Genomic DNA, 24,572 nt, shown 5'->3' on the forward strand with positions numbered 1-24,572 from the left:
TAGGAGCGGCTTTAGCCGCGATCTTCGACGCCTTTTATCGCGGCTAAAGCCGCTCCTACCGGTGGCGCCGAGGGCGGCTCATCGCCCTTCGGCGGCCACCGGCAGGCGGCTGATCAGGGCGGCGGCGGCCAGGGTGAGCACGCCGGCGATCAGGAAGCAGTACACGCCCAGATGGGGCCAGGCCAGACCGCTGAGGCCGGAGCCCAGGCCCCAGCCGGCGCCGTAGCCGAGGCTGGAGTACAGCGCCTGGCCCTGGCCGGCGAAGGCGCGGCCGGAGGCCCGCTGTACCCAGGCGATGCCGCCGGCGTGGAAGCTGGCGTAACTGGCGGAGTGCAGCAGCTGGGCGGCGCCCAGCCAGGGCAGGCTGTCGCCGCACAGGGCCACCACCAGCCAGCGCACGGTGGCCAGCAGCAGGCAGGTGAGCAGAATGCGGTTGAGGGCGAAGCGGGTCATCAGGCGGTGCATGACCAGGAAGGCCACCACCTCGGAGACCACCGCCACCGCCCAGAGCGTGCCCACGGTGAGCTTGCGGAAGCCCATGTCTTCCAGGTGGATGCTGTAGAAGGTGTAGTACGGGCCGTGGGAGGCCTGCATCAGGAAGGCCACCAGCATGAAGATCTGGATGTCGCGGCGTTTAAGCAGCTTGATCAGACCGCCGTCGGCGTTGCGCCGCGCCTCGCCTTTCTCCGCCGGCAGCGCCAGGGTGGCCAGCCACAGCAGCCAGAGCAGCGCCGACATCACCCAGGGCAGCAGGGTCATGGGCAGATGGTCCAGGGCCGCGCCCACCAGGAACACGCAGGTGATGAAGCCCAGCGAGCCCCACACCCGCACCTGGCTGTAGCGGTGGGCCTGGTCGCCCAGGGTGTGCAGGGTGACCACCTCGAACTGGGCCAGCACCGCGTTCCAGAAGAAGCTGAACACCGCCAGCAGGATCGCCATGGACCAGATCTGGTCGGCCCAGAACACCGGCAGGAAGGCCAGCGCCGCCGCCAGGTTGCCGAGCCGGATAATGCGCAGGCGCGCGCCGCTGCGGTCGGCGAGCCAGCCCCACAGGTTGGGGGCCGCCACCTTGGTCAGGTGGGGCACCGCCATCAGCAGGCCGATGGTGGTGGCGGAGAAGCCCAGGTCCTTGAGGTACAGCGACCAGTAGGGCACCAGGGTGCCCAACAGGCCGAAGTACAGGAAATAAAAGGCGGAAAGGCGCCAGTAATACGGCATGCCGATCCCTCAGGCCTGGCCGGGGATCGGCGCCAGCGGCGGCGTCACGTCTCCATTCTGCGCGCGGTGACGCAGGTAGTGGTCCATCAGCACCAGGGCCAGCATGGCCTCGGCGATGGGAGTGGCGCGCACGCCCACGCAGGGGTCGTGGCGGCCCTTGGTGACCACCTCGGTGGGTTCGCCGTCCAGGGTGATGGAACGGCCCGGGATGGTGATGCTGGAGGTGGGCTTGAGCGCCAGACTGGCGCGGATCACCTGGCCGGAGCTGATGCCGCCGAGCACGCCGCCGGCGTGGTTGCTGACGAACCCCCCTGGGGTGATTTCATCGCGGTGCTGTTCGCCGCGCTGGTTGACCACCTCGAAGCCGTCGCCGATTTCCACGCCCTTGACCGCGTTGATCGACATCAGCGCCTTGGCCAGGTCCGCGTCCAGGCGGTCGAACACCGGCTCGCCCCAGCCCGGCGGCACGTTGTCCGCGTACACGCTGACCCGGGCACCGATGGAGGAGCCGTCCTTGCGCAGGTCGTTGATCAATTGTTCCAGGGCCGGGATCTTGTCCACGTCCGGGAAGAAGAAAGGGTTGGTGTTGACCGCGTCCCAGTCGAATTTCTCGGCGCGGATCGGGCCGATCTGCTCCACCCCGCCGTACAGCCGCACGCCCAGCCGCTCGCTCAGGAACTTGCGGGCGATGGCGCCGGCGGCCACGCGCATGGCGGTTTCCCGGGCCGAGGAGCGGCCGCCGCCCCGGTAGTCGCGGAAGCCGTATTTCTGGGTATAGGTGTAGTCCGCGTGGCCGGGGCGGAAGGTGGTGGCGATGTTGCCGTAGTCCTTGGACTTTTGATCGGTGTTCTCGATCAGCAGGCCGATGGACGTGCCGGTGGTCCTGCCCTCGAAGACGCCGGACAGGATGCGCACCTGGTCCGGTTCCTTGCGCTGGGTGGTGTAACGGCTGGTGCCGGGCTTGCGGCGATCCAGCTCCCGCTGCAGATCCGCCTCGCTGAGCGTCAGCCCCGGCGGGCAGCCTTCCACGATGGCGCCCAGGGCGGCGCCATGGCTTTCACCGAAGGTGGTGACGCGGAAGCGTTCACCAAAACTGTTGCCGGCCATATTCTTCCTCTTTAGGGCCACTCAGCCCGTGAAATGATCTCGGTAGTCTATCAACTGGCGGCGCTCCAGCATGAATACGCCCTGCCCGCCGCGCTCGAATTCGAACCACAGGAACGGCACCTCCGGCCAGGTCTCCACCACGTGGCGGTCGCTGTTGCCCACCTCGACGATCAGCACGCCGTCCTCGGTGAGCCGGTCGGCTGCGCCGGTCAGCAGCCGGCGGGTGAAGTCCAGACCGTCGGCGCCGGAGGCCAGGGCCAGTTCCGGCTCGTGGCGGTATTCCCTGGGCATCGCCGCCAGATCCTCGGCATCCACATAGGGCGGATTGGAGATGATCAGGTCGTAGCGCTCCGACAGGCCGTCCAGGCCGTCCGCCTGGATCGCCCGCACCCGGCCGGTCAGGCCGTGGGCCTCGATATTGGCGCGGCACACCGCCAGGGCGTCCTCGGACAGGTCGCTGGCGTCCACGGCGGCGTGCTCCAGGGCGTGGGCGCAGGCAATGGCGATGCAGCCGCTGCCGGTGCACAGATCCAGCACCCGCCCGACCCGGTCCGGGTCCAGCCAGGGCTGGAAACGGGCCTCGATCAGTTCCGCCAGGGGGGAGCGGGGAATCAGCACCCGCTCGTCGACCTGGAACGGCAGGCCGCAGAACCAGGCCTCGCCGGTGAGGTACGGGGTCGGCACCCGCTCGTTGACGCGCCGCTTCATCAGGCCCACGAAGGCCTCGATTTCATCGGGCAGCAGGCGCGCATCAAGCAGGCGCGGATCGGTGTCCGCCGGCAGCGCCAGCACGTGCAGCAGCAGCGCCAGGCATTCGTCGCCGTGGTCGTCGGTGCCGTGGCCCAGGAACACGCCGGCCCGGCGCAGGGCGGATTCGCCCCAGCGCAGGCAATCGCGGGGGGTTTGCAGGGTGGCCTGGGCCTGTTGCTGTTCGCGGGGTTCGATCACGGCTACGCCTCCGAATGGGCGCGCAATCGTAGCATAATTTCGCCCCTCGACCCCCAGGGCGGGACCCGGGCCGGCGATTAATTAAATAACAATGACTTTATTGCCATACGTGTTACATTGCCGAACCAATTGGAGAAACGCTATGCGCACCTGGTTATTCAAGACCGAGCCCAAGGACTTCAGCCTGCAGGATCTGCGGGCCGCGCCGGACCAGGCCACCGGCTGGGACGGGGTCCGGAACTACCAGGCGCGCAACCGCCTGCGCGACGAAATCCAGGACGGCGACCGGGTGCTGATCTACCACTCCCGGGGCAAGAACCCGTCCATCGTCGGCGAGGCACGGGTTACCTCCGCGCCCTACCCGGACCCGACCCAGTTCAACCCGGACCATTCCGGCTACGATCCGCGCAGCAGCGAGGACATGCCGCGCTGGTATCAGGTGGACGTGCGCTACGTGACCACCTACAAAACGCCGCTGCCGCTGTCGGAAATGCGCCAGCGCGCGGAATTCGCCGACCTGGAACTGGTGATCCGCCCGCGCCTGTCGATCCAGTCCATCACCGACCGCCAGTATCAGCAGATCCTGGCCCTGTGCGAGCCGGAACTGTCGGTGGTCGGCGCCTGCTCCCCGGCCCAGTCCTGAGCCCTGCCCCGTCCTGAAGCATGAACGCCGCCGCCCGCCGGCGGCGCCCCATCTTCGCGCAGTCCGGCGCGCCGCGCCCGGCGCCAGCCGGCCCGAACCGGCCTTGCACGCCTTGGCATAGCCGTTGCAGCGCTCCCTTCGACAATACGATCGAGGGGGTCTCATGGAACGACGCGCCATCTTCTTCGCCCTTCTGCTTGTGCCCGTGCCCGGGCTGGCCGACACCCTGGAATATTCCGGCGCCGACGTGGTCTGGGTGGCCATCGCCGCGGCGCTGGTGTTTCTCATGCAGGCCGGCTTCGCCTTGCTGGAAAGCGGCCTGAGCCGGGCCAAGAACGCCATCAACGTGGTCATGAAGAACTACATGGACCTGTGCGTGGGCACCCTGGCGTTCTGGGCCCTGGGCTTTGGCCTGATGTTCGGCGCCAATCCCAGCGGCTGGGTGGGCCAGACCCTGTTCGCGCCCAGCCAGGGCGACAGCGACCTGTGGACCTTGCTGCTGTTCCAGCTGATGTTCGCCGCCACCGCCGCCACCATCGCCTCCGGGGCCATGGCCGAGCGCACCCGCTACCTGGGCTATCTGGCCGGCGCGGTGGCGATCACCGGCGTGATCTACCCATTGTTCGGCAACTGGGCCTGGAACGGCGATGGCTGGCTGGCGCGGCTGGGGTTCGTGGACTTCGCCGGCTCCACCGTGGTTCACAGCGTGGGCGGCTGGTGCGCCCTGGCCGGGATTCTGGTGGTGGGGCCCCGCCTGGGGCGTTTCGACAACCAGGGCGCGCCCCGGGAGATTCGCGGCCACAACCTGTCCTTCGTGGCCCTGGGCGGCTTTTTGCTGTGGTTCGGCTGGTTCGGCTTCAATGGCGGCTCCACGGTGGGCGCCAGCGTGGACATCGCCCTAATCAATTTGAATACGCAATTGGCCGCCGCCGCCGGTGCCCTCGGGGCCACCCTCTACCGGCTGATCACCCGGCGGCCGGTGCTGCTCACGGAAACCGTCAACGGCAGCCTGGCGGGGCTGGTGGGCATCACCGCCGGCTGCGCCACCATGGTGCCCGGCTTCGCCGTGCTCACCGGCCTGATCGCCGGGCTGACGGTGGGCCCGGGCAGCCGCCTGCTGCTGTCCCTGAAGCTGGACGACGTGGTCTCGGCGGTGCCGGTGCACGCCTTCGCCGGCGCCTGGGGCACCCTGGCGGCGGGCCTGTTCTACACCGGCGACCTGTTCGACCCGCAGCGCATCACCGTGCAGTTGCTGGGCATCGTGGTGGCCTTCGCCTGGGCGTTCTTCGCGGCGCTGATCCTGTACATGGTGGTCTCGCTCACCGCCGGCCTGCGGGCGCCGCCCCTGCATGAGCAGCGCGGTCTGGACGTCAGTGAGCACGCCGAGCTGGGCTATCCGGAATTCGCCCAGCCGCACCTCTACGACGCGGAGGTGGCCGACGGCCTGGAGACCCGGCCATGAGCCCGGGGGAACGCCGCCGCCGGGCCCTGGCCACGGGCCTGGCGCCCTACCTGGACGCGGACGCGGTGGCCGAGGCGGTGGCGCTGTGGCAGCGCGACTACGCGGACCGCCCGCGCTTCTCGCTGCAGGGCTATGTGAGCGAGCTGTGCAAGCGCTTCGACCTGGCCGGCCGGCGCCATGATCTGCACCTGAATCTGGTGCAGGCCATGTCGCTGCCGGACCGGCGCCTGGCCGCCGACCCGCTGGCGCGGCCGGACCGCCCGGACGCCGCCGGGCATCCGTGCACGGCGGCCTTCCAGGCGCTGATGCTGGCGCTCTGGGAGGCGCTGAACGAGGCCGAGGCCGCCCAGCTGCGGCTCGATCAGCTCACCGATTTGCGCAGCGCCGGTCTCGACGACCCGCGCCGCCAGGCGATGGAATACTGGTTCAACCATTCCCGCGCCGACCTGGCGCCCCAGGAGCGCGCCACCCTCGCGGCGCTGCTCAACCGAAGCTACGTGCTGCTGTGCGAGCGCTTCGGGCCGGTGCGCGCGGACCGCCTGCTCAAGGCCGCCGCCGACCAGGTCCGCCGCCAGCGGCCGGAACTGGCCGGCGCCCTGGGGGCGTTGCTCTAGGGCCGGCCGGGTTGCCAAGGGTTCCACCGGGTCATTAAGCTTGCCGGTTCCTACCGGCACGAAGGGCCGCTGAATGAAACTACATCACCAGATTTTTCTGGCCATGGTGCTGGGCGGTCTGGCCGGCGCGGCCACCTCCGAGAGCACCCGGCTGCTGGGGCTGCCGCTCCTGCCCGCCTACGACCTGATCGGCGAGCTGTTCATCAATGCGCTGAAGATGGTGGTGGTGCCGCTGATCACCACCGCCATCATCAGCGGCATGATCAACGTGGGCGAGGACGACAACCTGGGCCGCCTGGGGGCCAAGACGGTGGTGTTCTACCTGGCCACCAGCCTGATCGCCATTCTGGTGGGTCTGGTGGTGGTCAACCTGATCGTGCCCGGGGTCATCGACGGCGAGCCCGCCAAGGACCTGCTCGGCCTGGCCAAGGAAACCGACCAGGCGCTGCAAAGCATCGAAGGCCGTGGCGCCGCGGACTTCACCGAGATCCTGCGCCAGTTGCTGCCGCCGAACCTGTTCCAGGCCGCCGCCGAGACCCAGATGCTGGGCCTGATCGTGTTTTCCCTGTTCTTCGGCTACTTCCTGCGCACCCTGCGCGGCGCCCCTGGCGAGCATCTGCGCCAGACCGTGGAAGGCATCTACCAGGTGGTGCTGCGCATCACCATGGTGATCATCCGCTTCGCGCCGCTGGGCGTGTTCGGCCTGATCGCCGCCACCGTCACCCGCACCGGCCTGGACGCGGTGGAACCGTTGGCGCTGTTCTTCATCACCGTGCTGCTGGCCCTGGCCCTGCACATGTTCGTGGTGATGCCGCTGCTGATCCGTTTTCTGGCCAAACGCTCGCCCTGGCGCCACCTGCAGTCGATGACCCCAGCCCTGCTCACCGCTTTTTCCTCGGCCAGCTCCGCCGCCACCCTGCCGCTGAGCATGGAGTGCGTGGAGAAGCGCTCCGGCGTCTCCAACCGTACCGCCAGCTTCGTGCTACCCCTGGGCGCCACCGTCAACATGGACGGCACCGCCCTCTATGAGTGCGTGGCGGCGATCTTCATCGCCCAGGCCTACGGCCTGGATCTGAGCCTCACCACCCAGTTCGTGATCGTGCTCACCGCCCTGCTCACCTCCATCGGCGTGGCCAGCATCCCCGCCGCCAGCCTGGTGGCGATCACCGTGATCCTGGGCGTGATCGGCCTGCCGGCGGAGGCCATCGGCCTGATCCTGGTCACCGACCGCCTGCTGGACATGTGCCGCACCGCGGTGAACGTCTGGGGCGACAGCGTCGGCGCGGTGCTGCTGGCGCGCAGCGAGGGCGAGGAAGACGTGCTGCGCCGGCCCATGCGCGAGCTCGACGCGGACCCGCTCTGAATGAAAGGCAAACCCGTGATGCTGATCACCGGCGCCGCCCATGGCCTGGGCCGGGCCCTGGCCGGCCTGGCCGTGGCCGAGCACCGGGTGGCCCTGCTCGACCGGGAGGAAGCCGCCGGCCAGGCCCTGGCGGACGAGCTGCGCCAGGCCGGCGGCGAGGTGCTGTTCGTGGCCGCGGACGTGAGCCGCGAGCGGGATCTGCGCCAGGCGGTGGAACGGGTGCAGCGGCGCTGGGAGCGCCTGGACGTGGTGATCAATAACGCCGGCCTGGCCACCGCCGGCCCGTTCGAGAGCCTGGACGAGGCCGGCTGGGAGCAGCTCTGGCGGGTCAACGTCATGGGCGCGGTACACGGCTGCCAGGCCGCCCTCACCCTGATGAAGCGCCAGGGCCACGGCCACCTGGTCAACGTGGCGGCCCTGGCGGGCGTCACGGCGCCGCCGGGCATGGCCGGCTACGTGGCCTGCAACGCCGCCGTGATCCGCCTCAGCGAGGCGCTGGCGGCGGAACTGGCGCCGCTGAACATCCAGGTCTCGGTGGTGTGCCCGGATCTGTTCCCCAGTGAACTGGGCCGGCGCATGCCGGCCACCGACGCCCTTAGCCGGGCACGGCTGCAGCGCGCCCTGGAACGGGCGCCGGAATCCGCCGAGGCGGTGGCGGAGCGGATTCTCGCCGCCCTGCCCAAGCGACCGCTGCACATCTTTCCGCAGCCGGAGGCGAAGCGGGCCTGGCGGCGCAAGCGCTGGCGCCCGGAGTGGTTCGTGAAAAAGATGATGGAGCAAGCCCGGCGGCTGCGCCGTCATTCCTAACCGGCGTCGTGGTGCTCCTTGATATAGCGGATGGTGTGCCGGTAATCCCCTTCCAGGGCCTGCTCGAAGCGTTCCGCGATCAGACTCTCCAGCTTGCGCCCGACCAGGGGCACCGAGGATTTCACCGCCACCCGGGTGGTCTGCACGGCGTCGTCGCCGTCCTGGCGCAGGGTCATGGTGCCGCCCACCTTCACCGGCACATGGCCGAGCACGAAGCGGTAATCCGCCTGATAACCGCCGCTGGCCGGATGCCAGCGGAACTCGGTGGTCAGCTCCGCCTCCTCGGGCAGGAACTTGCGGGCGACGCCGGGCACCTTGTCCAGGCGGATGGCGATCGGCTGGGCGATACGGATCAGGAAGCCGTCCCCCTGGGGTTCGAAAGCCTCGAACCGGTAATCCTCCACCCGGCCCCAGGCATAGCGCTGTTCAAAAAACGCCTTGCTGGTGAGGATGGCGTACAGCTCTTCCACGTTCACCGGATAGCGGCGTTCGACTTTCTCTTCCATATTCTCTCCCGAATGCACGACCTGGGCGGTACGGTCATGGGCCGGCCCAGGCCGGCAACGCTACACTGACGCCCGTACCACTGTCACTTTCCATCAATGCCACGTCCGTGTCCGTCACGACACCGTCCGTCACAACACAAGGAGGCCCCATGCCCACGTCTCGTCCCTACGCGCTGGTCCTGTTCGGCGCCACCGGCTTCACCGGCGGACTCACCGCCCGCTACCTGTCCCGCCATTTGCCGGCGGGCACGCCCTGGGCCCTGGCCGGCCGCGACCGCGCCAAGCTGGAGCGGGTGGCCGCCGGGCTGGACGGCGACGCCGACGCGCCGGCATTGCTGCAGGCGGACAGCGGCGATCCGCTGAGCCTGGCGGAACTGGCCGCGCAAACCCGCGCCGTGGCCACCACGGTGGGGCCCTATGTGCGCTACGGCGAACCTCTGGTGCGCGCCTGCGTGGAGCACGGCACCCATTACTGCGATCTTACCGGCGAGCCGGAATTCGTGAACACCCTGATCCCGCGCTATCACGAGGCGGCGCAAAAAGCCGGCTGCGCCATCGTCAACTGCTGCGGTTTCGATTCCATTCCCTACGACGCCGGCACCCTGTTCACCATCCGCGAGCTGGAAAAAGCCCACGGCGGCCGGCTCAACGCCCCGGTAACCGTGGAAGGCGCGGTGTCGTTCTCCGGTTCCTTTTCCGGCGGCACCTGGCAATCCGCCCTGGAGGCCTTCGCCCGGCCCCGCGCCAACCGGGACCGGCTGCGCGACGCCCAGAGCCGGCTGCAACGCTGGTACCCGCGCCCGGTGGGCGCGCTGCCGATGCGGCCGCGCAAGGACGATGAACTGGGTGGCTGGCTGGCGCCCATGCCCACCATCGACCCTTTGATGGTAATGCGCTCGGCGCGGGCCATCGAGGACTATGGTCCGTCGTTCCGTTACGGCCACTATCTGGTCACCTCCAGCCTGCCGAAGCTGGTGGGCGGCGCCGCCGGCGTGGGCGGGTTGGTGTTGGCCGCGCAGCTCGGCCCGGTGCGCCGGCGGCTGCTCAAGAGCCGCCCTTCCGGCGCCGGCCCGGACCAGGCCACCCGGGCGCGCTCCTGGTTCCAGGTGCGCCTGCGCGGGCGCTGCGGGGACACCGAGGTGCGCTGCCGGGTGGCCGGCGGCGACCCGGGCTACGACGAAACCGCCAAGATGCTCTCGGAGACGCTCATGGGGCTGGGGCTGGATACCACGCCGCCGGATCACACCGGCGTGGTGACGCCGGTGATGGCCCTGGGCGACCGGCTGGTGGCGCGGCTCCAGGCCGCCGGCATGACCTTCGAGCGGGAAGCCTGACTCAGACGAAATACAGCAGCAGCCACTCGGCCACCAGGGCGGGCTTGTCCTCGCCCTCGATGTCCACGGTGAACTCGAACTTGAGCAGCCATTGGCCGGGTTTCTTCTCGGTGGCCTCCAGCAGGCTGGCGCGGGCGCGGATGCGCTTATCCACCTTCACGGGGGCCATGAAGCGCAGCTTGTCGAAGCCGTAGTTCATGCCCATCTTCATGCCCCGGGGCATGAGGAAATCCGCCATGCTGGTCTGCAGATAGGGCAGCAACGCCAGGGTCAGGTAACCGTGGGCGATGGTGGAACCGAACGGCGTCGCCTTGGCGCGTTCCGGGTCCACGTGGATGAACTGGTGGTCCAGGGTGGCGGCGGCAAAATCGTTGATGCGCCCCTGATCGATGGTGAACCACTCCGAGGCGCCCAGTTCCTGGCCCACGTAATCGCCCAGTTGGGCGGCTTCCACCACTTTCATATTGTTCTCTCCTGGCCGGTGGGGATGCGGCCAGGATAGCGCGCGCCGGCGGCGCCACCATGACGGGATGGCTCGCCGGCACGGCGCTTTTGGTCAGGCCCGCCCGGCGGGCCTGCTCAGCGGGACAGGAAGGCGTTGATCTCCGCCGCCACCGGCGCCGGGTCGTCCATGTGCAAATGGTGGCGCCCGGGCAGCCGGCCCACGGTGACGTCCTCCAGCCAGTCGATGCGGTGATCGAAGCGGCCATCGCCACCGAGGCCCTGCTCGCCCATGAGCAGCAGCGTGGGCGCCACGATGGCGCGCACGAAGCCCTCCACCTGCTCCTCGGTGAGACGCAGCGAGGAGGTCAACCGCAGGCGCGCGTCGGTGCGCCAGGTCCAGCCGTCCGCCACCCGTTCCAGGCCACGCTCGCAGAGCAGCCGGGCGGACGCTTCCTCGAGCCCGCCCAGGGCCGGCAGCCGCGCCGCCACCGCCTGTTCCGGATCGTCGTACACCGGCTTGCGTTTGTCGCCCAGGGTGAGCATCTGGTCGATGGCCTTGCGCAGGGTCTGCGGGGCGTCCTTGCCGGCGGTGGCCGGCGGCCCCAGGCCCTCGATCAGCACCAGCCGCTCGACCCGCTCCGGAAAGGTACCGGCGAACAGGCAGGCGACCCCGGCGCCCATGGAGTGCCCGATCAGGATGAAGCGGTCCCAGCCCAGTTCATTGGCCACCGCCAGCACGTCGCGCACATGGTCCACGTAATGGGTGGCCTGGTTCGGCGGGCGATGATCGGAATGGCCGTGGCCGGCGAAATCCAGGGCCACCAGGGGGCGCCCCAGATATTCCGCCAGGGGTTGGAAGGACGCGGCGTTGTCGAGCCAGCCGTGCAGGGCCAGCACCGGCAGGGCCTCGCCGTCACCGTCCCATTGCAGCCCGGCCAGGGTCTGGCCGAAGGCGCTGAAGCGTCGTTCGCGGGGTGTTTCAGTCATGGCCGCCCTCCCGGTGATCGGCGCCGAGCAGATCGTCGAGGATGCCCTGGACCAGCTCGGCGGTGGCCTCGGGGCGCTCCAGCGGGTACATGTGGCTGCCCGGCGCGAACAGCCGCTTCATGCGATGGCGGCGGGCATGGCGGGCGCCGCCCTTGTGAAACAGCTGCGGGGATTTCTCCCCGGTGACCAGGGCGCCGGGCACCTTCAGCCGAGGCAGGGAGGTGACGCCGGTGGGCGTCTCGCGGAACACCGCCACTTCCACCTCCGGGCGGAAGCGCAGCCGCCAGCCGTCGCCGTGGCGCTCCAGGCCGTGTTCCAGGTAATGCTGGAGCGAGCGCGGGTCGAACGCCTTGAACAGGCCTCGGGAATTGAAGTAGCTCTCCACGTCGTCCCAGCTGGCCCAGTAGTCCAGGCGCCCCTTGCTCTTTTTCGCCGGCGAGAAGCGGTCGCCCAGGCCGGTGGCCTTGGCGAGCCGGTAAACCAGGCCCTGGGGGCCGTTGGCCACCGGCGGATCGAGCATCACCAGGGCCCGGAACCAGTCCGGGTGACGATGCGCCACCCAGAACATCAGTACCGAGCCCATGGAGTGACCCAGCCCGATGATCGGCTTGGGCAGCGGTTCCAGAAACGCCTCCAGCTCCAGACTCAGGCTTTCCCAGTTGGCGTCCACCGGGTAGCGCGGATCCTGGCCCAGGCATTCCACCACGCGCACGTCATAGTGCTCGCGCAGCGGATCCAGGAAGGTGTCGTAACTGTGGCCGGGGATGCCGTTGGCATGGGCGAAGGCCAGCACCGGCTTGGCGCCGGCCCGCGGGGCCGCGTCGTTCATTGCCTCTCTCCTCGAAACCGGGCGGCGCGAAACGGCGGCGCCGCCACGAAAATGCCGATCATACCTTCCCCGTCGGTCAAACTCATTTACCGATTCGTTCGGCGGCCGGCGCGGTGGTGTACAATGCGCCGCAAACGGAGGTGATATGACGCTGATTTCATTCAACATCAATGGCATTCGCGCCCGTCTCCATCAATTGGAGACACTGCTCGACAAGTACCGCCCCACCCTGGTGGGCCTGCAGGAAACCAAGGTCCAGGACAGCGAGTTCCCGGAACAGGCGGTGCGCGACATGGGGTACCACCCCTACTATTTCGGCCAGAAAGGCCATTACGGCGTCGCCCTGCTCACCCGCGAGCCGCTGGAGGCGGTGCGCTACGGCTTTCCCGGTGACGACGAGGACGCCCAGCGGCGCATGATCATCGGCCGCCTCAAGGACGCCGGCGGCGCGCCGCTGACGGTGCTCAACGGCTACTTTCCCCAGGGCGAGAACCGCGAGCATCCGGTCAAGTTCCCGGCCAAGCGCAAGTTCTACGAGGACCTGCAGCGTTACCTGGAAACCGAACACGACCCGGCCCAGCAGCTGGCCATCATGGGGGACTTCAACATTTCCTCCACGGACCGGGACATCGGCATCGGCGAGCAAAACCGCAAACGCTGGCTGCGCGAAGGCAAGACCAGCTTCCTGCCCGAGGAACGGGACTGGTGGCAACGGCTGGTGGACTGGGGGCTGGTGGACACCTTCCGGCACCGCCACCCGGACACCGACGACGTGTTCTCCTGGTTCGACTATCGCTCCCGGGGGTTCGAGCGGGACCCGCGCCGCGGCCTGCGCATCGACACGGTGCTGGCCACGCCGCCGCTGCTGGAACGGCTCACCGACACCGGCGTGGATTACGACATCCGCGCCATGGAAAAACCCTCGGACCACTGTCCGGTCTGGAGCCGCTTCGATAACCTGCCCTCATGAGTGTTCATTTCCACCTGAAGAAACTGCGCCCGGGGCTCGACACCCTGGGCTTTCTGATCGACGTCCTGATGATCCTGCTGGTGGTCGTCAACCTGTCGTTGATTCTGTTCGACTGGGTCTATCGGGTGGAAACGGTGCAGGAACTGCTGCGCGCCTGGGTGCCGGGGTTCTTCACCTTCTACAAGGAGCAGGTGCACGCCCATTTCTTCGAGATCGACCTGGCGTTCGTCACCGTCTACCTCACCGAGTTCGTGATCCGCTGGGCGGTGGCCATCGCCCGGGGCACCTATCACCGCTGGTTCTTCTACCCGTTCGTGCACTGGTACGACCTGCTTGGCTGCATTCCGGTGGGCAGCTTCCGCTGGCTGCGGATCCTGCGGGTGGTGAGCCTGATGTTCCGGCTGCAGAAGATGGGCGTGGTGGACTTCCGCGACACCTACATCGGCCGCTCGGTGATCAAGTACTACCGGATCCTGGTGGAGGAAGTGTCCGACCGGGTGGTGATCAACGTGCTGGAGGGGGCGCAGCGGGAAATCCGCACCGGCGGCCCGATGATGCACCGCATCGAGCGCGACGTGCTGGCCCCGCGCCGCGAGCAGCTGGTGGATTACCTGGCCGGCCGCATCGCCGACGCCACCCGGCGCAGCCATGACCAGTACCGCGACCGGCTCTCCGAGTACCTGGTCTACCTCACCGACGAGGCCGTGCACCGCACCGCCGCCGGCCGCCGCCTGGCGGCGATTCCGGTGGCCGGGCCACGCGCCATCGACCTGCTCGGCGACACCGTGCGCGACGGCGGCTCCGCCCTGGTGGACCAACTGGTGGAGGACGTCAGTTCACCGGCCAACCGGCCGCGCCTGGACGCCCTGATCGACGATTTGCTGAGCGCCTCCCACGGCGGCACCGAGCAACTCAACGAGATGGTCAAACAGACGCTGCTGGAAATCCTCGACCACGTGAAGGCCCAGGTGGCGGTGCAGCACTGGAAGGAAGAAGAACCGGAGTAACCCGCCTCAGCCGGGGGCCCGCATCCACAGCAGCCGGGCGCCGCCGGGGGCCGCCACTTCCACGTCCAGGGCGGCCACGCTGCCCACCCGGAACGCCGGCCTCGCGGTGGGATCGCCGATCCAGGCGGCGGTGAGCAACGACACCAGCGGCATGTGGCTCACCAGCACCGTATTGTCCTGCTCCGGCTGACGGATCAGCCATTCCAGGAAGTGCTGGGGGTGCGCCTCCGGCACCAGGTAACCGCAGGCTTCCTGGTCCATGCCGCCGAACGCCCGGGCGATGCACAGGGCGGTCTGCTGGGCGCGCCGGTAAGGGCTGGCGATCAGCCGCTCCATGCGAACCCCTTCCTCACGCAGATCCTGCCACAGCGACATCACTTCCAGGCGGCCGCGCTCGGTGAGCGGGCGTTCCGCGTCGGTGGGGGCCTGGGCCACGGCTTCGCCGTGGCGGCACAGATAGACTCTCAAGCGGTGCCTCCGTGAAAGCTGAATTCCACGTCGTGCTTGTGTTCGCCGCTCATCAGCCGGGCGATCATGGTGTCCAGCGGCTTGTCCTGGTAAATGATCTCGTAAAGCGCGGTGGCCAGCGGCATATAGACGTTGAGCTGCTCGGCCCGGGTGGCCACCAGGCGAATGGTGTTGAGGCCCTCGGCGGTCTGACCCAGCTCTTCCAGGGCCTGGTCCAGATCGCGGCCGCTGCCCAGGGCGTGGCCCATGCGGTAGTTGCGCGACAGTGACGAGGAGCAGGTGGCGATCAGATCGCCGACCCCGGACAGCCCCAGGAAGGTGAGCGGGTTGGCGCCCAGCTCCACGGCGAAGCGGCTCATTTCCGCCAGGGCCCGGGTGAGCATGAAGCTGCGGCTGTTCTCGCCGATGCCGATGGCGGCGGCCATGCCGGACGCCACCGCGTAGATGTTCTTGAGGGCGCCGCCCAGTTCCACGCCGTAGATATCCGGGTTGTCGTAGACCCGGAAGTACTCACAGCTCAGCGCCTTCTGCACGGTCTGGCAGAGCGCCTGGTCGGGGCTGGCGATGACGGTGCCGGTGAATTTGCGCTCGACGATCTCGCGGGCCAGGTTGGGGCCGCTGAGCACGCCGATGCGGGTGTGGTCCCACTCACGCTTGAGCAGCTGGCTCATGAGCAGGAAGCCGTCCTCGTGGATGCCCTTGGTGCAACTCACCACCAGGGTGCCCTCCGCCACCTTGGGCCGGGCCTGGCGCAGCACCTCCACGAAGGCACTGGACGGCACCGCCACGAACACCAGATCCGCGTCTTCCAGTACCTCGTCCAGGCTTTCCGTGGCGTGGACGCCCTCGGGCAGGGACTGGCCGGGCAGGTAGCGGGGGTTCTCGCGGTCCTCGTTGATGGCGGCGGCGGTTTCCGGGTCACGCACCCAGAGCCGGGTGCGGTGGCCGTTCTCGGCCAGGATACTGGCCATGGCGGTGCCGAAACTGCCGCCGCCGAGGATCGCGGCGGTGTGTTTGTGCTGCTCCATGGGCGGGTCCCCCTGGGCGCCGCGCCGCCGGGATGGCGGACGCGGCGCGTGGAAAATTTCCGGCATCATAGGACCTGGCGGCGCAAAATGCGATGGCCGCGCCGGAGCGCGGCCGGCGCGCTCAGGTCCGTTCGGCGTGCTCCTGGAGCAGGCGGTTGAGGCGGCGGGCGGTGGCCGCCGGGTCCTTGGGCAGCTGGCCCTCGGCGAGCAGCGCCTGGTCGAGCAGGGATTCCGCCATTTCCGCGAAGTCCTGGTCGTCCTGGATGCCTTGCAGACGCTCCAGCAGCGGATGGGACAGGTTCACTTCCAGGGCCGGCTTGCTTTCCGGTACCGGCTGTCCGGCGGCCTCCAGCATCATGCGCATCTGCGGGCCCAGCTCGTCCTCGCCCAGCACCAGGCAAGCCGGCGATTCCACCAGCCGGCCGGTGGGCCGCACCTCGGCCACCCGCTCGCCCAGGGTCTCGGTGAGCCGGCCGATCAGCGGGTTGTCCTGCTGCTCCGCCTTGTCCGCTTCCTCGCGGTCGTCCATGTCCAGCTGACCCCGGGCGGCGTTGACCAGTTTCTTGCCCTGGTACTCCTCCAGGTAGTTGACCATCCACTCGTCCACCCGGCCGGTGAGCAGCAACACCTCGATGCCCTTCTTGCGGAACACTTCCAGATGCGGGCTGTGGCGGGCGGCCTCCAGATTGTCGGCGAGCAGATAGTAGATCTTGTCCTGGCCTTCCCCGGCCCGCTCCAGGTACTGGTCCAGGGACACGGCGCCGGGGGCGGCGTTTTCGGTGGAGGGGAAGCGCAGCAGCGCGGCGATCGCCTCGCGGTTGTCCGGGTCCTCGCCGATGCCTTCCTTGAGCACCTCGCCGAACTGGCTCCAGAAGGTGGCGTACTTGTCGTCGTCGTTGCCCAGTTTCTTGAGCATCTGCAGCACCCGCTTGGTGAGCGCGGCGCGGATCTTGCGCACCGGGCCGTAGTCCTGCAGCAATTCGCGGCTCACGTTGAGCGGCAGGTTGGGGGCGTCGATCACGCCCTTGATGAAGCGCAGGTACAGGGGCAGGAACTGCTCCGCCTCGTCCATGATGAACACCCGCTGCACATAGAGCTTCAGGCCCCGGTTGGCTTCCCGGTGGTAAAGATCGAACGGCGCCCGGGCCGGCACGTACAGCAGGCTGGTGTATTCCAGGTTGCCTTCCACCTGGTTGTGGCTCCAGGTCAGGGCATCCTGGAAATCATGGCTCAGGTGGCGGTAGAAATTCTGGTATTCCTCGTCGCTGATGTCCTGGCGGGAGCGCTGCCACAGGGCGGTGGCGGAGTTCAGGGTTTCCCAATCGGTCTCCTTGTCCTGGTCCTCGCCGTCCGCGCCTTCGGCGCTCTTGGCCATGCGGATCGGGAACGCCACGTGGTCGGAGTACTGGCGCACCACGGCGCGCACCTTGTGCTCGTCGGCGAACTCCTTGGCGTCGTCGCGCAGGTGCAGCACCACGGCGGTGCCGCGCTGTTCGCGCTCCACGGTTTCCACGGTGAATTCACCCTTGCCGTCGCTTTCCCAGTGCACGCCCTGGTCGGCGGCTTCGCCGGCCCGGCGGCTGAACACCTCGACCCGGTCGGCGACGATGAAGGCGGAATAGAAGCCGACCCCGAACTGACCGATCAGCTGGGCATCCTTCTGGCGGTCGCCGGTGAGGCTGGCAAGGAATTTCTCGGTGCCGGAGCGGGCGATGGTGCCCAGGTTCTCCACCACTTCCTCGCGGTTCATGCCGATGCCGTTGTCGGCGATGGTCAGGGTACCGGCGTCCGGGTCCACGGACAGGCGGATCCAGGGCTCGCCCTCCCCTTCCATCAGGCTATCGTCGTCCAGGGCCTGGAAACGCAGCTTGTCGCAGGCGTCGGAGGCGTTGGAAATCAGCTCGCGCAGAAAGATTTCCCGGTTGCTGTAGAGGGAATGCACCATCAGGTGCAGCAGGCGGGATACCTCCGCCTGAAAACCACGGGTTTCGCGGTCGTGACTCATGGTTGTTGTCTCCAGCGGAATTCATGGTTCGGCCGGTGGCAAAGATAGGCCCGCGCGCGCCGATTTCAAGAGGCGCGGGCGCGGTGACCGGCATTCAGCCGGCCAGGTCGGCGAGCGCGTCCTCCAGGCGGGGAAAGCGGAACACGAACCCCTGGTCCTCCAGCCGGCGGGGATAGACCCGCTGGCCGCCCAACAGCATGTCCGACAGCTCGCCGAGCATCAGCTTGAGCAGCGGCGCCGGGGCCACCCAGGGGGCGGGCCGGTGGGCGGCCGCCGCCAGGGCGCGGTGGAAACCGCGCTGGGTCACCGGGTTCGGCGCGGTGGCGTTGAACACGCCGTCCACCCCCGGCGTCTCCAGGGCCCGCTCCAGGATGGTGACCATGTCCTCGATGTGAATCCAGCTCAGCCACTGGCTGCCCTTGCCCAGGCGCGCGCCCAGGCCCAACCGGTACACCGGCCACAGCTTGGCGAGCATGCCGCCGTCGCGGCCCAGCACGATGCCGGTGCGAATCACGCACAGGCGCATGCCCAGGGACAGGGCGTCCCGGGCCCGTTGTTCCCAGGCGTCGCACAGACGGTAACCGAAGTCCTTGCGGCGCGCCGAGCTGTGTTCAGTGAGTTCGGCGTCGCCGGCGTCGCCGTAGAAACCCACCGCCGAACCGCTGACCAGCACCTCCGGGGTGCGCCGCAGGCGCCGGGCCAGCGCGATCACCGCCGCCGTGGTCTCCACCCGGGACGCCAGCAGGCGATCCTTGCGCGGCGCCGTCCAGCGGCCGCTGAACAGATTCTCACCGGCCAGATTGACGATGCCGTCCAGCGCCTCGTCATCGTCGATCTCGTCCAGGGACGCCACCACCCGGGTGTCCGCCGGCAGCAACGGCCGGGCCTTCGCCGGCCGCCGGCTGAGCACGATCAGCCGGTGCCCGCCGGCCGCCAGCCGGGCGCACAGGGCGCGGCCGATGAAGCCGCTGCCGCCGGTGATCAGTACGTTCATTCAACCTCCTTGATCGAATCGATCTCGGTGATCTGGAAGAAGTATTCCATACTCCCGCTGCCCATGGGCACCGCCAGGGTGACACGCCGGTCGTCGGCGGCGCGCAGCAACCCCGTGTGGCGGTCGCCGTTGGCCAGGGTGACGGTAACCCGGCGCCCCACCAGCCCGGCGTGGTCGCCGGCCGGCACCGGGGTCGCGGGTGCCGCCGGCGCCGGCGCCGGCGTCTCGGCGGGCGCCGCCGTGCCCTCCCCGGCCCGGGGCCAGGACAGGCGCGTGCCGTCCGCCAGGCGCACCGCGCGCAAGCGCGGCTCGCGCAGGGTGATTTCCGCCTCCCCGGCGCCCAGGGTCAGGCGCAGCCAGAGGCGATCGTCGGCGACCCGGGACAGCAGGCCCCGGGTGCGCTCGCCGTCCTCGGCGATCACCGTAACACTCTGCCCGGCGTACCCGGCCAGGGCCGTGAAGGCAGGGAGGCGCCGCTCCGGGTCCGCCGGCGCGGCGTCTCCGCCACCCCCGGAGGGCGCCGGAGCCGCCCGCTCGCCGCCCTGGTCGAGCACCCGGGACTCCATGGAGCCCGGCACCACCGCCCAGCCCACGGCGCTCTCCTCCAGGGCCATGCGGCGCCGCTCCACGGTGCCGTCGCCGAGCTCCACGCGGGCCTGCACCCGGCCTTCGCCGTCCGCCCGGCGCAGGTTCACGTTCTCCACCTGGATGCGCGCCACGGCGCCGTCCGGGTACTGGGTGAGAAGCTGTTGGCGCGCCACGTAGGCCAGGGTATCCGGGTGATCGAAGGTCAGATCCACCTTGCCGTTGCGGTAACGCAGGTGATCGGCGTGGGCGGTGAAGTCGCCCACCAGGTAGCTGCTGTCGGCGTCCGGCAGCACCAGCTGGATGGCGCCACTGAAGCGGCCCTCGCCGAGCGGCGCCAGGGCCAGCTCCAGGCGGTAACCGTCGTGAAAGATGCGGGTTTCCGGGTAGCTGCGGCCATCCGGGGTCCAGGAAAGGTGCACCGGCGGGCCGTCGCTCTCCAGCGGATCGATCAGCAGGGTGCGGCGCTCCTCGATGTCGTCCGCCTCCCAGCCCAGCAGCACGCTCACCGACAGATCCGGCAGGAAGCCCTCCCCTTGCTGAACACTGAGCACGCCGTTGATCAGGGTGACCCGGGGCCCGTCCAGGCCCTGGCCATGCAGCCGCCCGGACAGCGGCTGGCCGTCGCCCTGCACCATCAGCAGAGCGGCTTCCGGCGAGCGCACGAAAGCGCTGGCGGTGGCATCCTTGGCGCCGTGCAGCACCTGGCCCGGGCTGGCCGGCGCCAGCACTTGATGCTGCACGTAGAACAGCCCCAGGCCGCTGACCAGGCACACCACCCCCAGCACCCGCAGCAATGCCAGCGCCCCGTAGGCGTCCCAGTGCTCCTGCACCTGGCGCCAGCCCGCCAGTGGCATCATGAACAGCAACGCGCTGTGGCCACGGAACGCGGCCTGCCTGACCAGCCCCACCGTGGCCATGATCAGCACGCTGACCCCGGCCACCACAAGCCATTCCGCCATTGGTTATTCGTCTCCCCTAAGCGCGGCGCCCGGCCGCGCCGCCATCAAGCCCTCAGCTTACAAAGCGGGCCCGGTGCAATCCACCGTTTGGCGGGCGCGGCGGGCGCCGGCTGGCCGGGCTATGACGGTCGTCACACCGCGGGCGCCGGCGGCGCCGCCAGGCCGTGACCGGAAGCGCTTTTCCGGTCATCGGATTTCATCAAAAAAGTCTTGTCTGGACGAAAAGCAGACGTTATATAGGCGCTGAGGTGATCAGGAAAACGACCGGCGACGAAGGCACTCAGCACCGCGCCGTCCGGTTCGGCTCCTTGGCACCCGGTTGTTTAAGGCCGTTCCCCCATTTCCTGAAGGAGGCGACCATGAGTAACCGACGCGCTGAGACTGACTATGAGTCGGATGAACTACTGATGAATGATGACTACGAAGTGGATGAAGAACTGGAAGAGGACGTCCAGGAGGAAAAGGCGACCCGCGCTCGCGGTTTCAATATGGACATGCGCCACCGCATCGAGGATCGCTTGGAGGAGCGTCGTCTCAAGCGCGAGCTGAACGACTACGAATTCTTCGAACTGGAGGACGACGACGTCCTTCATTGATCAAGAGTATGGAAGGGATTCCCGGATTGGCGTTCGCGGCTTCGGCCGCGAACAAAAAAGCCCGCCGTTTGGCGGGCTTTTTCATGGCGAAAAAGGTCCGGCTTACCAACCGGTTGCCTTCTTCACGCCCTCGCCGATTTCGGCGGGGTTGCGGACGGTGACCACACCGGCCGCTTCCAGGGCGGCGAACTTCTCGTCCGCGGTGCCCTTGCCACCGGCGATGATCGCGCCGGCGTGGCCCATGCGTTTGCCCGGAGGCGCGGTGACACCGGCGATGTAGCTGACCACCGGCTTGGTCACGTGCTCCTTGATGTAGGCAGCCGCTTCGTCCTCGGCGGTACCGCCGATTTCACCGACCATCACGATCGCCTCGGTCTGCGGATCGTTCTGGAACATTTCCAGGGCGTCGATGAAGGTGGTGCCCGGAATCGGGTCGCCGCCGATGCCGATGCAGGTGGACTGACCGTAACCCAGCTTGGTGGTCTGGTTGACCGCCTCGTAGGTCAGGGTCCCGGAACGGGACACGATGCCCACCTTGCCCGGCTTGTGAATGTGACCGGGCATGATGCCGATCTTGCATTCACCGGGGGTGATCACGCCCGGGCAGTTCGGGCCGATCAGGCGTACATTGCCCTTGCGGGTGATGTATTCCTTCACGTACAGCATATCCAGGGCGGGGATGCCCTCGGTGATGCAGACGATCAGCTCGATGCCCGCGTCCGCGGCTTCCACGATGGAGTCCTTGCAGAAGGCCGCCGGCACGTAGATCACGGAGGCGGTGGCGCCGGTCTGCTTGACCGCTTCCGCCACGGTGTTGAACACCGGCAGGCCCAGGTGGGTCTGGCCACCCTTGCCCGGGGTCACGCCGCCGACCATCTGGGTGCCGTATTCAATCGCCTGCTCGGAGTGGAAGGTGCCCTGACTGCCGGTGAAGCCCTGGCAGATCACCTTGGTGTTCTTGTCGATCAATACGCTCATTTGGCACCTCCCGCGGCTTTCACCACCTGCTCGGCGGCGTCGTCAAAACTTTCTGCGGCGATGATGTTCATGCCGCTGTCGGCCAGCTTCTGGGCGCCCAGCTCGGCGTTGTTGCCTTCCAGACGCACCACCACCGGAACCTCGACGCCCACTTCTTCCACGGCGCCGATGATGCCTTCGGCGATCAGGTCACAGCGCACGATGCCGCCGAAGATGTTCACCAGCACGGCCTTGACCTGGTCGTCGGAGAGGATGATCTTGAACGCTTCGGTGACGCGTTCCTTGGTGGCGCCGCCGCCCACGTCCAGGAAGTTGGCGGGCGCGCCGCCCTTCAGCTTCACCAGGTCCATGGTGCCCATGGCCAGGCCGGCCCCGTTCACCATGCAGCCGATGTTGCCTTCCAGGGCCACGTAGTTGAGGTCCCATTCGGCGGCGCGACGCTCGCGCTCGTCTTCCTGGGAAGGATCTTCCAGCGCCTTGATGTCGGCGTGGCGGAACAGCGCGCTGCCGTCCACGTTGATCTTGGCGTCCAGGCAGTGCAGATCGCCCTCTTCGGTGATCACCAGCGGGTTCACCTCGATGAGCGCCAGATCCTTGTCCTCGAACAGCTTGGCCAGGCCCACGAAGATTTTCGCGAACTGGTTGATCTGCTTGCCTTCCAGGCCCAGCTGGAACGCCAGCTCACGGCCCTGGTAAGGCAGCGCGCCGACCAGCGGATCGACGATCGCCTTGAGAATCTTTTCCGGGGTTTCCTCGGCCACTTTCTCGATTTCCACGCCGCCTTCGGTGGACGCCATGAAAACCACCCGGCGGGTGGTGCGGTCGAGCACCGCGCTCAGGTACAACTCCTGGGCGATGTCGGTGCAGGTTTCCACCAGGATCTTGGAAACCGGCTGGCCGTGCTCGTCGGTCTGGAAGGTCACCAGACGCTGGCCCAGCCATTTTTCGGCGAACTCGGACGCTTCCTCGGCGGAATTGACCAGTTTCACGCCGCCGGCCTTACCGCGGCCGCCCGCGTGAACCTGGGCTTTGACGACCCATTTGTCGCCACCGATTTCCTTCACCTTGGCGGCCACCTCTTCGGGGCTGTCGCAGGCGAATCCCTTGGAAACCGGCAGACCGTAATCAGCAAACAGCTGTTTAGACTGATACTCGTGGAGATTCATGCCTTAACTTCCATCAAAATGTCTGTGGATAGCGCTCCCGGCGCAGAGTCGGGGCCGCTGCGGGCCCCGCTCGGCGTGGGGCCCGTTTCTCGCGCGGGCCCTACTTCTTGCGGCGGCGTTGCGCCACGTGAATGGCTTTGTAGTCCGTGGCCAGAGCGGCTTCATGGACGGTCTCGGACAGGCTCGGATGGCCGAATACCATCAGCTGCAGGTCCTCGATGCTGGCGCCGAATTCCATGGCCACGACCCCTTGCTGAATCAGCTCGGAGGCCTGCGGGCCCAGTACGTGCATCCCCAGCACGCGATCGGTCTTTTCGTCCACCACGAACTTCACCAGGCCACCGGGCTCGCCGGCGGCCAGGGCGCGGCCATTGGCGGCGAAGGGAACGGCACCCGTTTTGTACGGTTCGCCGGAGTCCTTCACCTCTTCCTCGGTTTTGCCCACCCAGGCCACTTCCGGGTGGGTGTAAATCACGCTGGGCACGGCGTCGTAATTCACCTGGGTATGCTCCCCGGCGATCACCTCCGCCACCATCACGCCCTCTTCGATGGCCTTGTGGGCCAGGGCGGGACCGCGCACCAGATCACCAATGGCGTAAACGCCGGGCACATCGGTGCGGCACTGGTTGTCCACGTAAATGAAATTACGTTCGTCCAGGGTGACGCCGGCGTCCTGGCTGAGCAGGCCCTCGGTGTAGGGACGGCGTCCCACCGCGACGATCAAACGATCGAAGGTTTCCTCGTGCTCTCCGTCTTTATCTGTATAGGTGACGCGCACGGAGTTCTTGTTTTTCTTGGTGCCGGTGACTCGGGCACCCAACTGGATGTCGAGCCCCTGCTTGGTAAACAGTTTGGAGGCTTCCTTGGCGATCTGCTGATCCACCGCCGGCAGGAAGATGTCCACCGCTTCCAGCACGGTGACCTGGCTGCCCAGGCGCGACCACACGCTGCCCAGCTCCAGGCCGATGATGCCGGCGCCGATCACGCCCAGTTTCTTGGGCACGGAATCGAATTCCAGGGCGCCGGTGGAATCGACGATGATCTTCTGGTCCACCTCGGCGGGGGGGATCTCCACCGGCACGGAGCCGGCGGCCAGGATCACATTGTCCGCTTCCAGGGTCTGCTCATCGCCCTCGTGGGGCGTGAACACCACCTGTTTGTTGGCCTTGAGCTGGCCGGTGCCCTGCAGCCAGGTCACCTTGTTGGCCTTGAACAGGGAAGCCACGCCGCCGGTGAGCTGCTGGACCACTTTGTCCTTGCGCTCGTGCATGGTCTTCAGATCCAGGCTCAGCTTGCCCACGCCGATGCCGTGGTCGGCGAAGCTCTCTTCGGCCTCATGGTACTTCCAGGAGGAATCCAGCAGCGCCTTGGAGGGAATGCAGCCCACGTTCAGGCAGGTGCCGCCCAGGGCCGGCTGGTCCTGCTTGTTGATGCGCTTCTCGATGCAGGCGGTGTTGTAACCCAACTGCGCGGCGCGGATGGCGGCCACGTAGCCGCCCGGTCCACCGCCGATGACGATGACGTCGTATTTGTCAGCCATAACCAATCCTT

At 68.0% G+C, this 24,572-nt stretch carries 24 protein-coding genes; 9 read left to right on the top strand and 15 right to left on the bottom strand.

The window, feature by feature from the left end; all coding sequences use genetic code 11:
* Positions 1–78 precede the first annotated feature (78 nt).
* The 3 genes from HMJ39_RS07430 to prmB are packed head-to-tail and all read right to left on the bottom strand — an operon-like array spanning position 79 to position 3,273.
* Positions 79–1,218, bottom strand: a complete 1,140-nt coding sequence (locus tag HMJ39_RS07430) for an MFS transporter (protein WP_194296800.1) — start codon at positions 1,216–1,218, stop codon at positions 79–81.
* A 9-nt stretch (positions 1,219–1,227) separates the two neighbouring features.
* Entirely contained in the window at positions 1,228–2,325 is a 1,098-nt protein-coding gene (gene aroC, locus HMJ39_RS07435) for a chorismate synthase (RefSeq protein ID WP_194296801.1), read from the bottom strand.
* A gap of 21 nt (positions 2,326–2,346) precedes the next feature.
* Positions 2,347–3,273, bottom strand: a complete 927-nt coding sequence (gene prmB / locus HMJ39_RS07440; protein ID WP_161385395.1) for a 50S ribosomal protein L3 N(5)-glutamine methyltransferase — start codon at positions 3,271–3,273, stop codon at positions 2,347–2,349.
* 142 nt (positions 3,274–3,415) lie between these two features.
* Between prmB and HMJ39_RS07445 the strand changes: the two genes are divergently transcribed.
* The 5 genes from HMJ39_RS07445 to HMJ39_RS07465 all read left to right on the top strand — a co-directional run bounded on the left by HMJ39_RS07445 (position 3,416) and on the right by HMJ39_RS07465 (position 8,162).
* Complete coding sequence (locus HMJ39_RS07445) at positions 3,416–3,916, top strand: EVE domain-containing protein (RefSeq protein ID WP_194296802.1); 501 nt, start codon at positions 3,416–3,418, stop codon at positions 3,914–3,916.
* A 163-nt stretch (positions 3,917–4,079) separates the two neighbouring features.
* A complete protein-coding gene (locus HMJ39_RS07450; protein ID WP_194296803.1) occupies positions 4,080–5,378 on the top strand; it encodes an ammonium transporter in 1,299 nt (432 codons plus the stop codon).
* Positions 5,375–5,992, top strand: coding sequence for a hypothetical protein (locus HMJ39_RS07455; RefSeq protein ID WP_194296804.1), 618 nt, complete (start codon positions 5,375–5,377; stop codon positions 5,990–5,992). Before HMJ39_RS07450 ends, HMJ39_RS07455 begins: the two co-directional genes overlap by 4 nt.
* Positions 5,993–6,065: 73 nt before the next feature.
* Positions 6,066–7,355 (top strand): dicarboxylate/amino acid:cation symporter, encoded by a 1,290-nt coding sequence (locus HMJ39_RS07460; protein WP_194296805.1) that lies wholly within the window; start codon positions 6,066–6,068, stop codon positions 7,353–7,355.
* The gene (locus HMJ39_RS07465; protein WP_161385400.1) at positions 7,356–8,162 is read left to right on the top strand and encodes an SDR family NAD(P)-dependent oxidoreductase; all 807 of its coding nucleotides are present in this window, start codon (positions 7,356–7,358) and stop codon (positions 8,160–8,162) included. It abuts the gene before it with no gap.
* Here HMJ39_RS07465 and HMJ39_RS07470 read toward each other — a convergent pair.
* Positions 8,159–8,668 (bottom strand): DUF2505 domain-containing protein, encoded by a 510-nt coding sequence (locus tag HMJ39_RS07470; protein WP_194296806.1) that lies wholly within the window; start codon positions 8,666–8,668, stop codon positions 8,159–8,161. The two genes, HMJ39_RS07465 and HMJ39_RS07470, sit on opposite strands and share 4 nt — an antisense overlap.
* Before the next feature lie 149 nt (positions 8,669–8,817).
* Here HMJ39_RS07470 and HMJ39_RS07475 point away from each other — a divergent pair, with 149 nt between their 5' ends.
* Positions 8,818–10,002, top strand: coding sequence for a saccharopine dehydrogenase family protein (locus HMJ39_RS07475; RefSeq protein WP_194296807.1), 1,185 nt, complete (start codon positions 8,818–8,820; stop codon positions 10,000–10,002).
* A gap of 1 nt (position 10,003) precedes the next feature.
* Here the strand turns inward: HMJ39_RS07475 and HMJ39_RS07480 are convergent, their stop codons facing one another.
* The 3 genes from HMJ39_RS07480 to HMJ39_RS07490 all read right to left on the bottom strand — a co-directional run bounded on the left by HMJ39_RS07480 (position 10,004) and on the right by HMJ39_RS07490 (position 12,262).
* On the bottom strand, positions 10,004–10,465 hold the full coding sequence (locus tag HMJ39_RS07480) for a MaoC family dehydratase (protein WP_161385403.1): 462 nt from the start codon (positions 10,463–10,465) through the stop codon (positions 10,004–10,006).
* 116 nt (positions 10,466–10,581) lie between these two features.
* Positions 10,582–11,433: an alpha/beta fold hydrolase gene (locus tag HMJ39_RS07485; protein ID WP_194296808.1), complete on the bottom strand. Its 852-nt coding sequence runs from the start codon at positions 11,431–11,433 to the stop codon at positions 10,582–10,584.
* Entirely contained in the window at positions 11,426–12,262 is an 837-nt protein-coding gene (locus HMJ39_RS07490; protein ID WP_194296809.1) for an alpha/beta fold hydrolase, read from the bottom strand. Before HMJ39_RS07490 ends, HMJ39_RS07485 begins: the two co-directional genes overlap by 8 nt.
* A gap of 145 nt (positions 12,263–12,407) precedes the next feature.
* Here HMJ39_RS07490 and xthA point away from each other — a divergent pair, with 145 nt between their 5' ends.
* Both xthA and HMJ39_RS07500 read left to right on the top strand, forming a co-directional pair.
* Positions 12,408–13,232, top strand: coding sequence for an exodeoxyribonuclease III (xthA, locus tag HMJ39_RS07495; protein WP_194296810.1), 825 nt, complete (start codon positions 12,408–12,410; stop codon positions 13,230–13,232).
* Positions 13,229–14,239, top strand: coding sequence for an ion transporter (locus HMJ39_RS07500; protein ID WP_194296811.1), 1,011 nt, complete (start codon positions 13,229–13,231; stop codon positions 14,237–14,239). Before xthA ends, HMJ39_RS07500 begins: the two co-directional genes overlap by 4 nt.
* 6 nt (positions 14,240–14,245) lie before the next feature.
* Here HMJ39_RS07500 and sixA read toward each other — a convergent pair whose 3' ends face one another.
* From sixA to HMJ39_RS07525, 5 genes are all read right to left on the bottom strand, one after another.
* The gene (gene sixA, locus HMJ39_RS07505; protein ID WP_194296812.1) at positions 14,246–14,707 is read right to left on the bottom strand and encodes a phosphohistidine phosphatase SixA; all 462 of its coding nucleotides are present in this window, start codon (positions 14,705–14,707) and stop codon (positions 14,246–14,248) included.
* Positions 14,704–15,735 (bottom strand): NAD(P)H-dependent glycerol-3-phosphate dehydrogenase, encoded by a 1,032-nt coding sequence (locus tag HMJ39_RS07510; protein ID WP_161385409.1) that lies wholly within the window; start codon positions 15,733–15,735, stop codon positions 14,704–14,706. The genes sixA and HMJ39_RS07510 overlap by 4 nt, the downstream gene beginning before the upstream one ends.
* 121 nt (positions 15,736–15,856) lie before the next feature.
* Complete coding sequence (htpG, locus tag HMJ39_RS07515) at positions 15,857–17,740, bottom strand: molecular chaperone HtpG (RefSeq protein WP_194296813.1); 1,884 nt, start codon at positions 17,738–17,740, stop codon at positions 15,857–15,859.
* Positions 17,741–17,834: 94 nt separating this feature from the next.
* Positions 17,835–18,734 carry a TIGR01777 family oxidoreductase gene (locus HMJ39_RS07520; RefSeq protein ID WP_161385411.1) on the bottom strand — a complete coding sequence of 300 codons (900 nt, stop codon included), beginning with the start codon at positions 18,732–18,734 and terminating at the stop codon, positions 17,835–17,837.
* Positions 18,731–20,281: a hypothetical protein gene (locus tag HMJ39_RS07525; protein ID WP_194296814.1), complete on the bottom strand. Its 1,551-nt coding sequence runs from the start codon at positions 20,279–20,281 to the stop codon at positions 18,731–18,733. The genes HMJ39_RS07520 and HMJ39_RS07525 overlap by 4 nt, the downstream gene beginning before the upstream one ends.
* A gap of 407 nt (positions 20,282–20,688) precedes the next feature.
* Between HMJ39_RS07525 and HMJ39_RS07530 the strand changes: the two genes are divergently transcribed.
* A complete protein-coding gene (locus HMJ39_RS07530; protein ID WP_228462202.1) occupies positions 20,689–20,877 on the top strand; it encodes a PA3496 family putative envelope integrity protein in 189 nt (62 codons plus the stop codon).
* 102 nt (positions 20,878–20,979) lie between these two features.
* Here HMJ39_RS07530 and sucD read toward each other — a convergent pair whose 3' ends face one another.
* The 3 genes from sucD to lpdA form a co-directional block, all read right to left on the bottom strand.
* Entirely contained in the window at positions 20,980–21,855 is an 876-nt protein-coding gene (gene sucD, locus HMJ39_RS07535; protein ID WP_161386152.1) for a succinate--CoA ligase subunit alpha, read from the bottom strand.
* Positions 21,852–23,021, bottom strand: coding sequence for an ADP-forming succinate--CoA ligase subunit beta (sucC, locus tag HMJ39_RS07540; RefSeq protein ID WP_194296815.1), 1,170 nt, complete (start codon positions 23,019–23,021; stop codon positions 21,852–21,854). Before sucC ends, sucD begins: the two co-directional genes overlap by 4 nt.
* 100 nt (positions 23,022–23,121) lie before the next feature.
* Positions 23,122–24,561 (bottom strand): dihydrolipoyl dehydrogenase, encoded by a 1,440-nt coding sequence (gene lpdA / locus HMJ39_RS07545; protein WP_194296816.1) that lies wholly within the window; start codon positions 24,559–24,561, stop codon positions 23,122–23,124.
* Positions 24,562–24,572: the final 11 nt, after the last annotated feature.

It is taken from the genome of Alloalcanivorax profundimaris (genome assembly GCF_015265435.1).
Classification (GTDB): domain Bacteria; phylum Pseudomonadota; class Gammaproteobacteria; order Pseudomonadales; family Alcanivoracaceae; genus Alloalcanivorax; species Alloalcanivorax profundimaris.

Excerpts from the sequence above, each read along its gene's own strand:
- HMJ39_RS07430 (WP_194296800.1), bottom strand. The coding sequence starts at position 1,218 with ATGCCGTATTACTGGCGCCTTTCCGCCTTTTATTTCCTGTACTTCGGC.
- aroC (WP_194296801.1), bottom strand. The coding sequence starts at position 2,325 with ATGGCCGGCAACAGTTTTGGTGAACGCTTCCGCGTCACCACCTTCGGT.
- HMJ39_RS07445 (WP_194296802.1), top strand. The coding sequence starts at position 3,416 with ATGCGCACCTGGTTATTCAAGACCGAGCCCAAGGACTTCAGCCTGCAG.
- HMJ39_RS07450 (WP_194296803.1), top strand. The coding sequence starts at position 4,080 with ATGGAACGACGCGCCATCTTCTTCGCCCTTCTGCTTGTGCCCGTGCCC.
- HMJ39_RS07455 (WP_194296804.1), top strand. The coding sequence starts at position 5,375 with ATGAGCCCGGGGGAACGCCGCCGCCGGGCCCTGGCCACGGGCCTGGCG.
- HMJ39_RS07460 (WP_194296805.1), top strand. The coding sequence starts at position 6,066 with ATGAAACTACATCACCAGATTTTTCTGGCCATGGTGCTGGGCGGTCTG.
- HMJ39_RS07465 (WP_161385400.1), top strand. The coding sequence starts at position 7,356 with ATGAAAGGCAAACCCGTGATGCTGATCACCGGCGCCGCCCATGGCCTG.
- HMJ39_RS07470 (WP_194296806.1), bottom strand. The coding sequence starts at position 8,668 with ATGGAAGAGAAAGTCGAACGCCGCTATCCGGTGAACGTGGAAGAGCTG.
- HMJ39_RS07475 (WP_194296807.1), top strand. The coding sequence starts at position 8,818 with ATGCCCACGTCTCGTCCCTACGCGCTGGTCCTGTTCGGCGCCACCGGC.
- HMJ39_RS07480 (WP_161385403.1), bottom strand. The coding sequence starts at position 10,465 with ATGAAAGTGGTGGAAGCCGCCCAACTGGGCGATTACGTGGGCCAGGAA.
- HMJ39_RS07485 (WP_194296808.1), bottom strand. The coding sequence starts at position 11,433 with ATGACTGAAACACCCCGCGAACGACGCTTCAGCGCCTTCGGCCAGACC.
- HMJ39_RS07490 (WP_194296809.1), bottom strand. The coding sequence starts at position 12,262 with ATGAACGACGCGGCCCCGCGGGCCGGCGCCAAGCCGGTGCTGGCCTTC.
- xthA (WP_194296810.1), top strand. The coding sequence starts at position 12,408 with ATGACGCTGATTTCATTCAACATCAATGGCATTCGCGCCCGTCTCCAT.
- HMJ39_RS07500 (WP_194296811.1), top strand. The coding sequence starts at position 13,229 with ATGAGTGTTCATTTCCACCTGAAGAAACTGCGCCCGGGGCTCGACACC.
- HMJ39_RS07510 (WP_161385409.1), bottom strand. The coding sequence starts at position 15,735 with ATGGAGCAGCACAAACACACCGCCGCGATCCTCGGCGGCGGCAGTTTC.
- htpG (WP_194296813.1), bottom strand. The coding sequence starts at position 17,740 with ATGAGTCACGACCGCGAAACCCGTGGTTTTCAGGCGGAGGTATCCCGC.
- HMJ39_RS07520 (WP_161385411.1), bottom strand. The coding sequence starts at position 18,734 with ATGAACGTACTGATCACCGGCGGCAGCGGCTTCATCGGCCGCGCCCTG.
- HMJ39_RS07525 (WP_194296814.1), bottom strand. The coding sequence starts at position 20,281 with ATGGCGGAATGGCTTGTGGTGGCCGGGGTCAGCGTGCTGATCATGGCC.
- HMJ39_RS07530 (WP_228462202.1), top strand. The coding sequence starts at position 20,689 with ATGAATGATGACTACGAAGTGGATGAAGAACTGGAAGAGGACGTCCAG.
- sucD (WP_161386152.1), bottom strand. The coding sequence starts at position 21,855 with ATGAGCGTATTGATCGACAAGAACACCAAGGTGATCTGCCAGGGCTTC.
- sucC (WP_194296815.1), bottom strand. The coding sequence starts at position 23,021 with ATGAATCTCCACGAGTATCAGTCTAAACAGCTGTTTGCTGATTACGGT.
- lpdA (WP_194296816.1), bottom strand. The coding sequence starts at position 24,561 with ATGGCTGACAAATACGACGTCATCGTCATCGGCGGTGGACCGGGCGGC.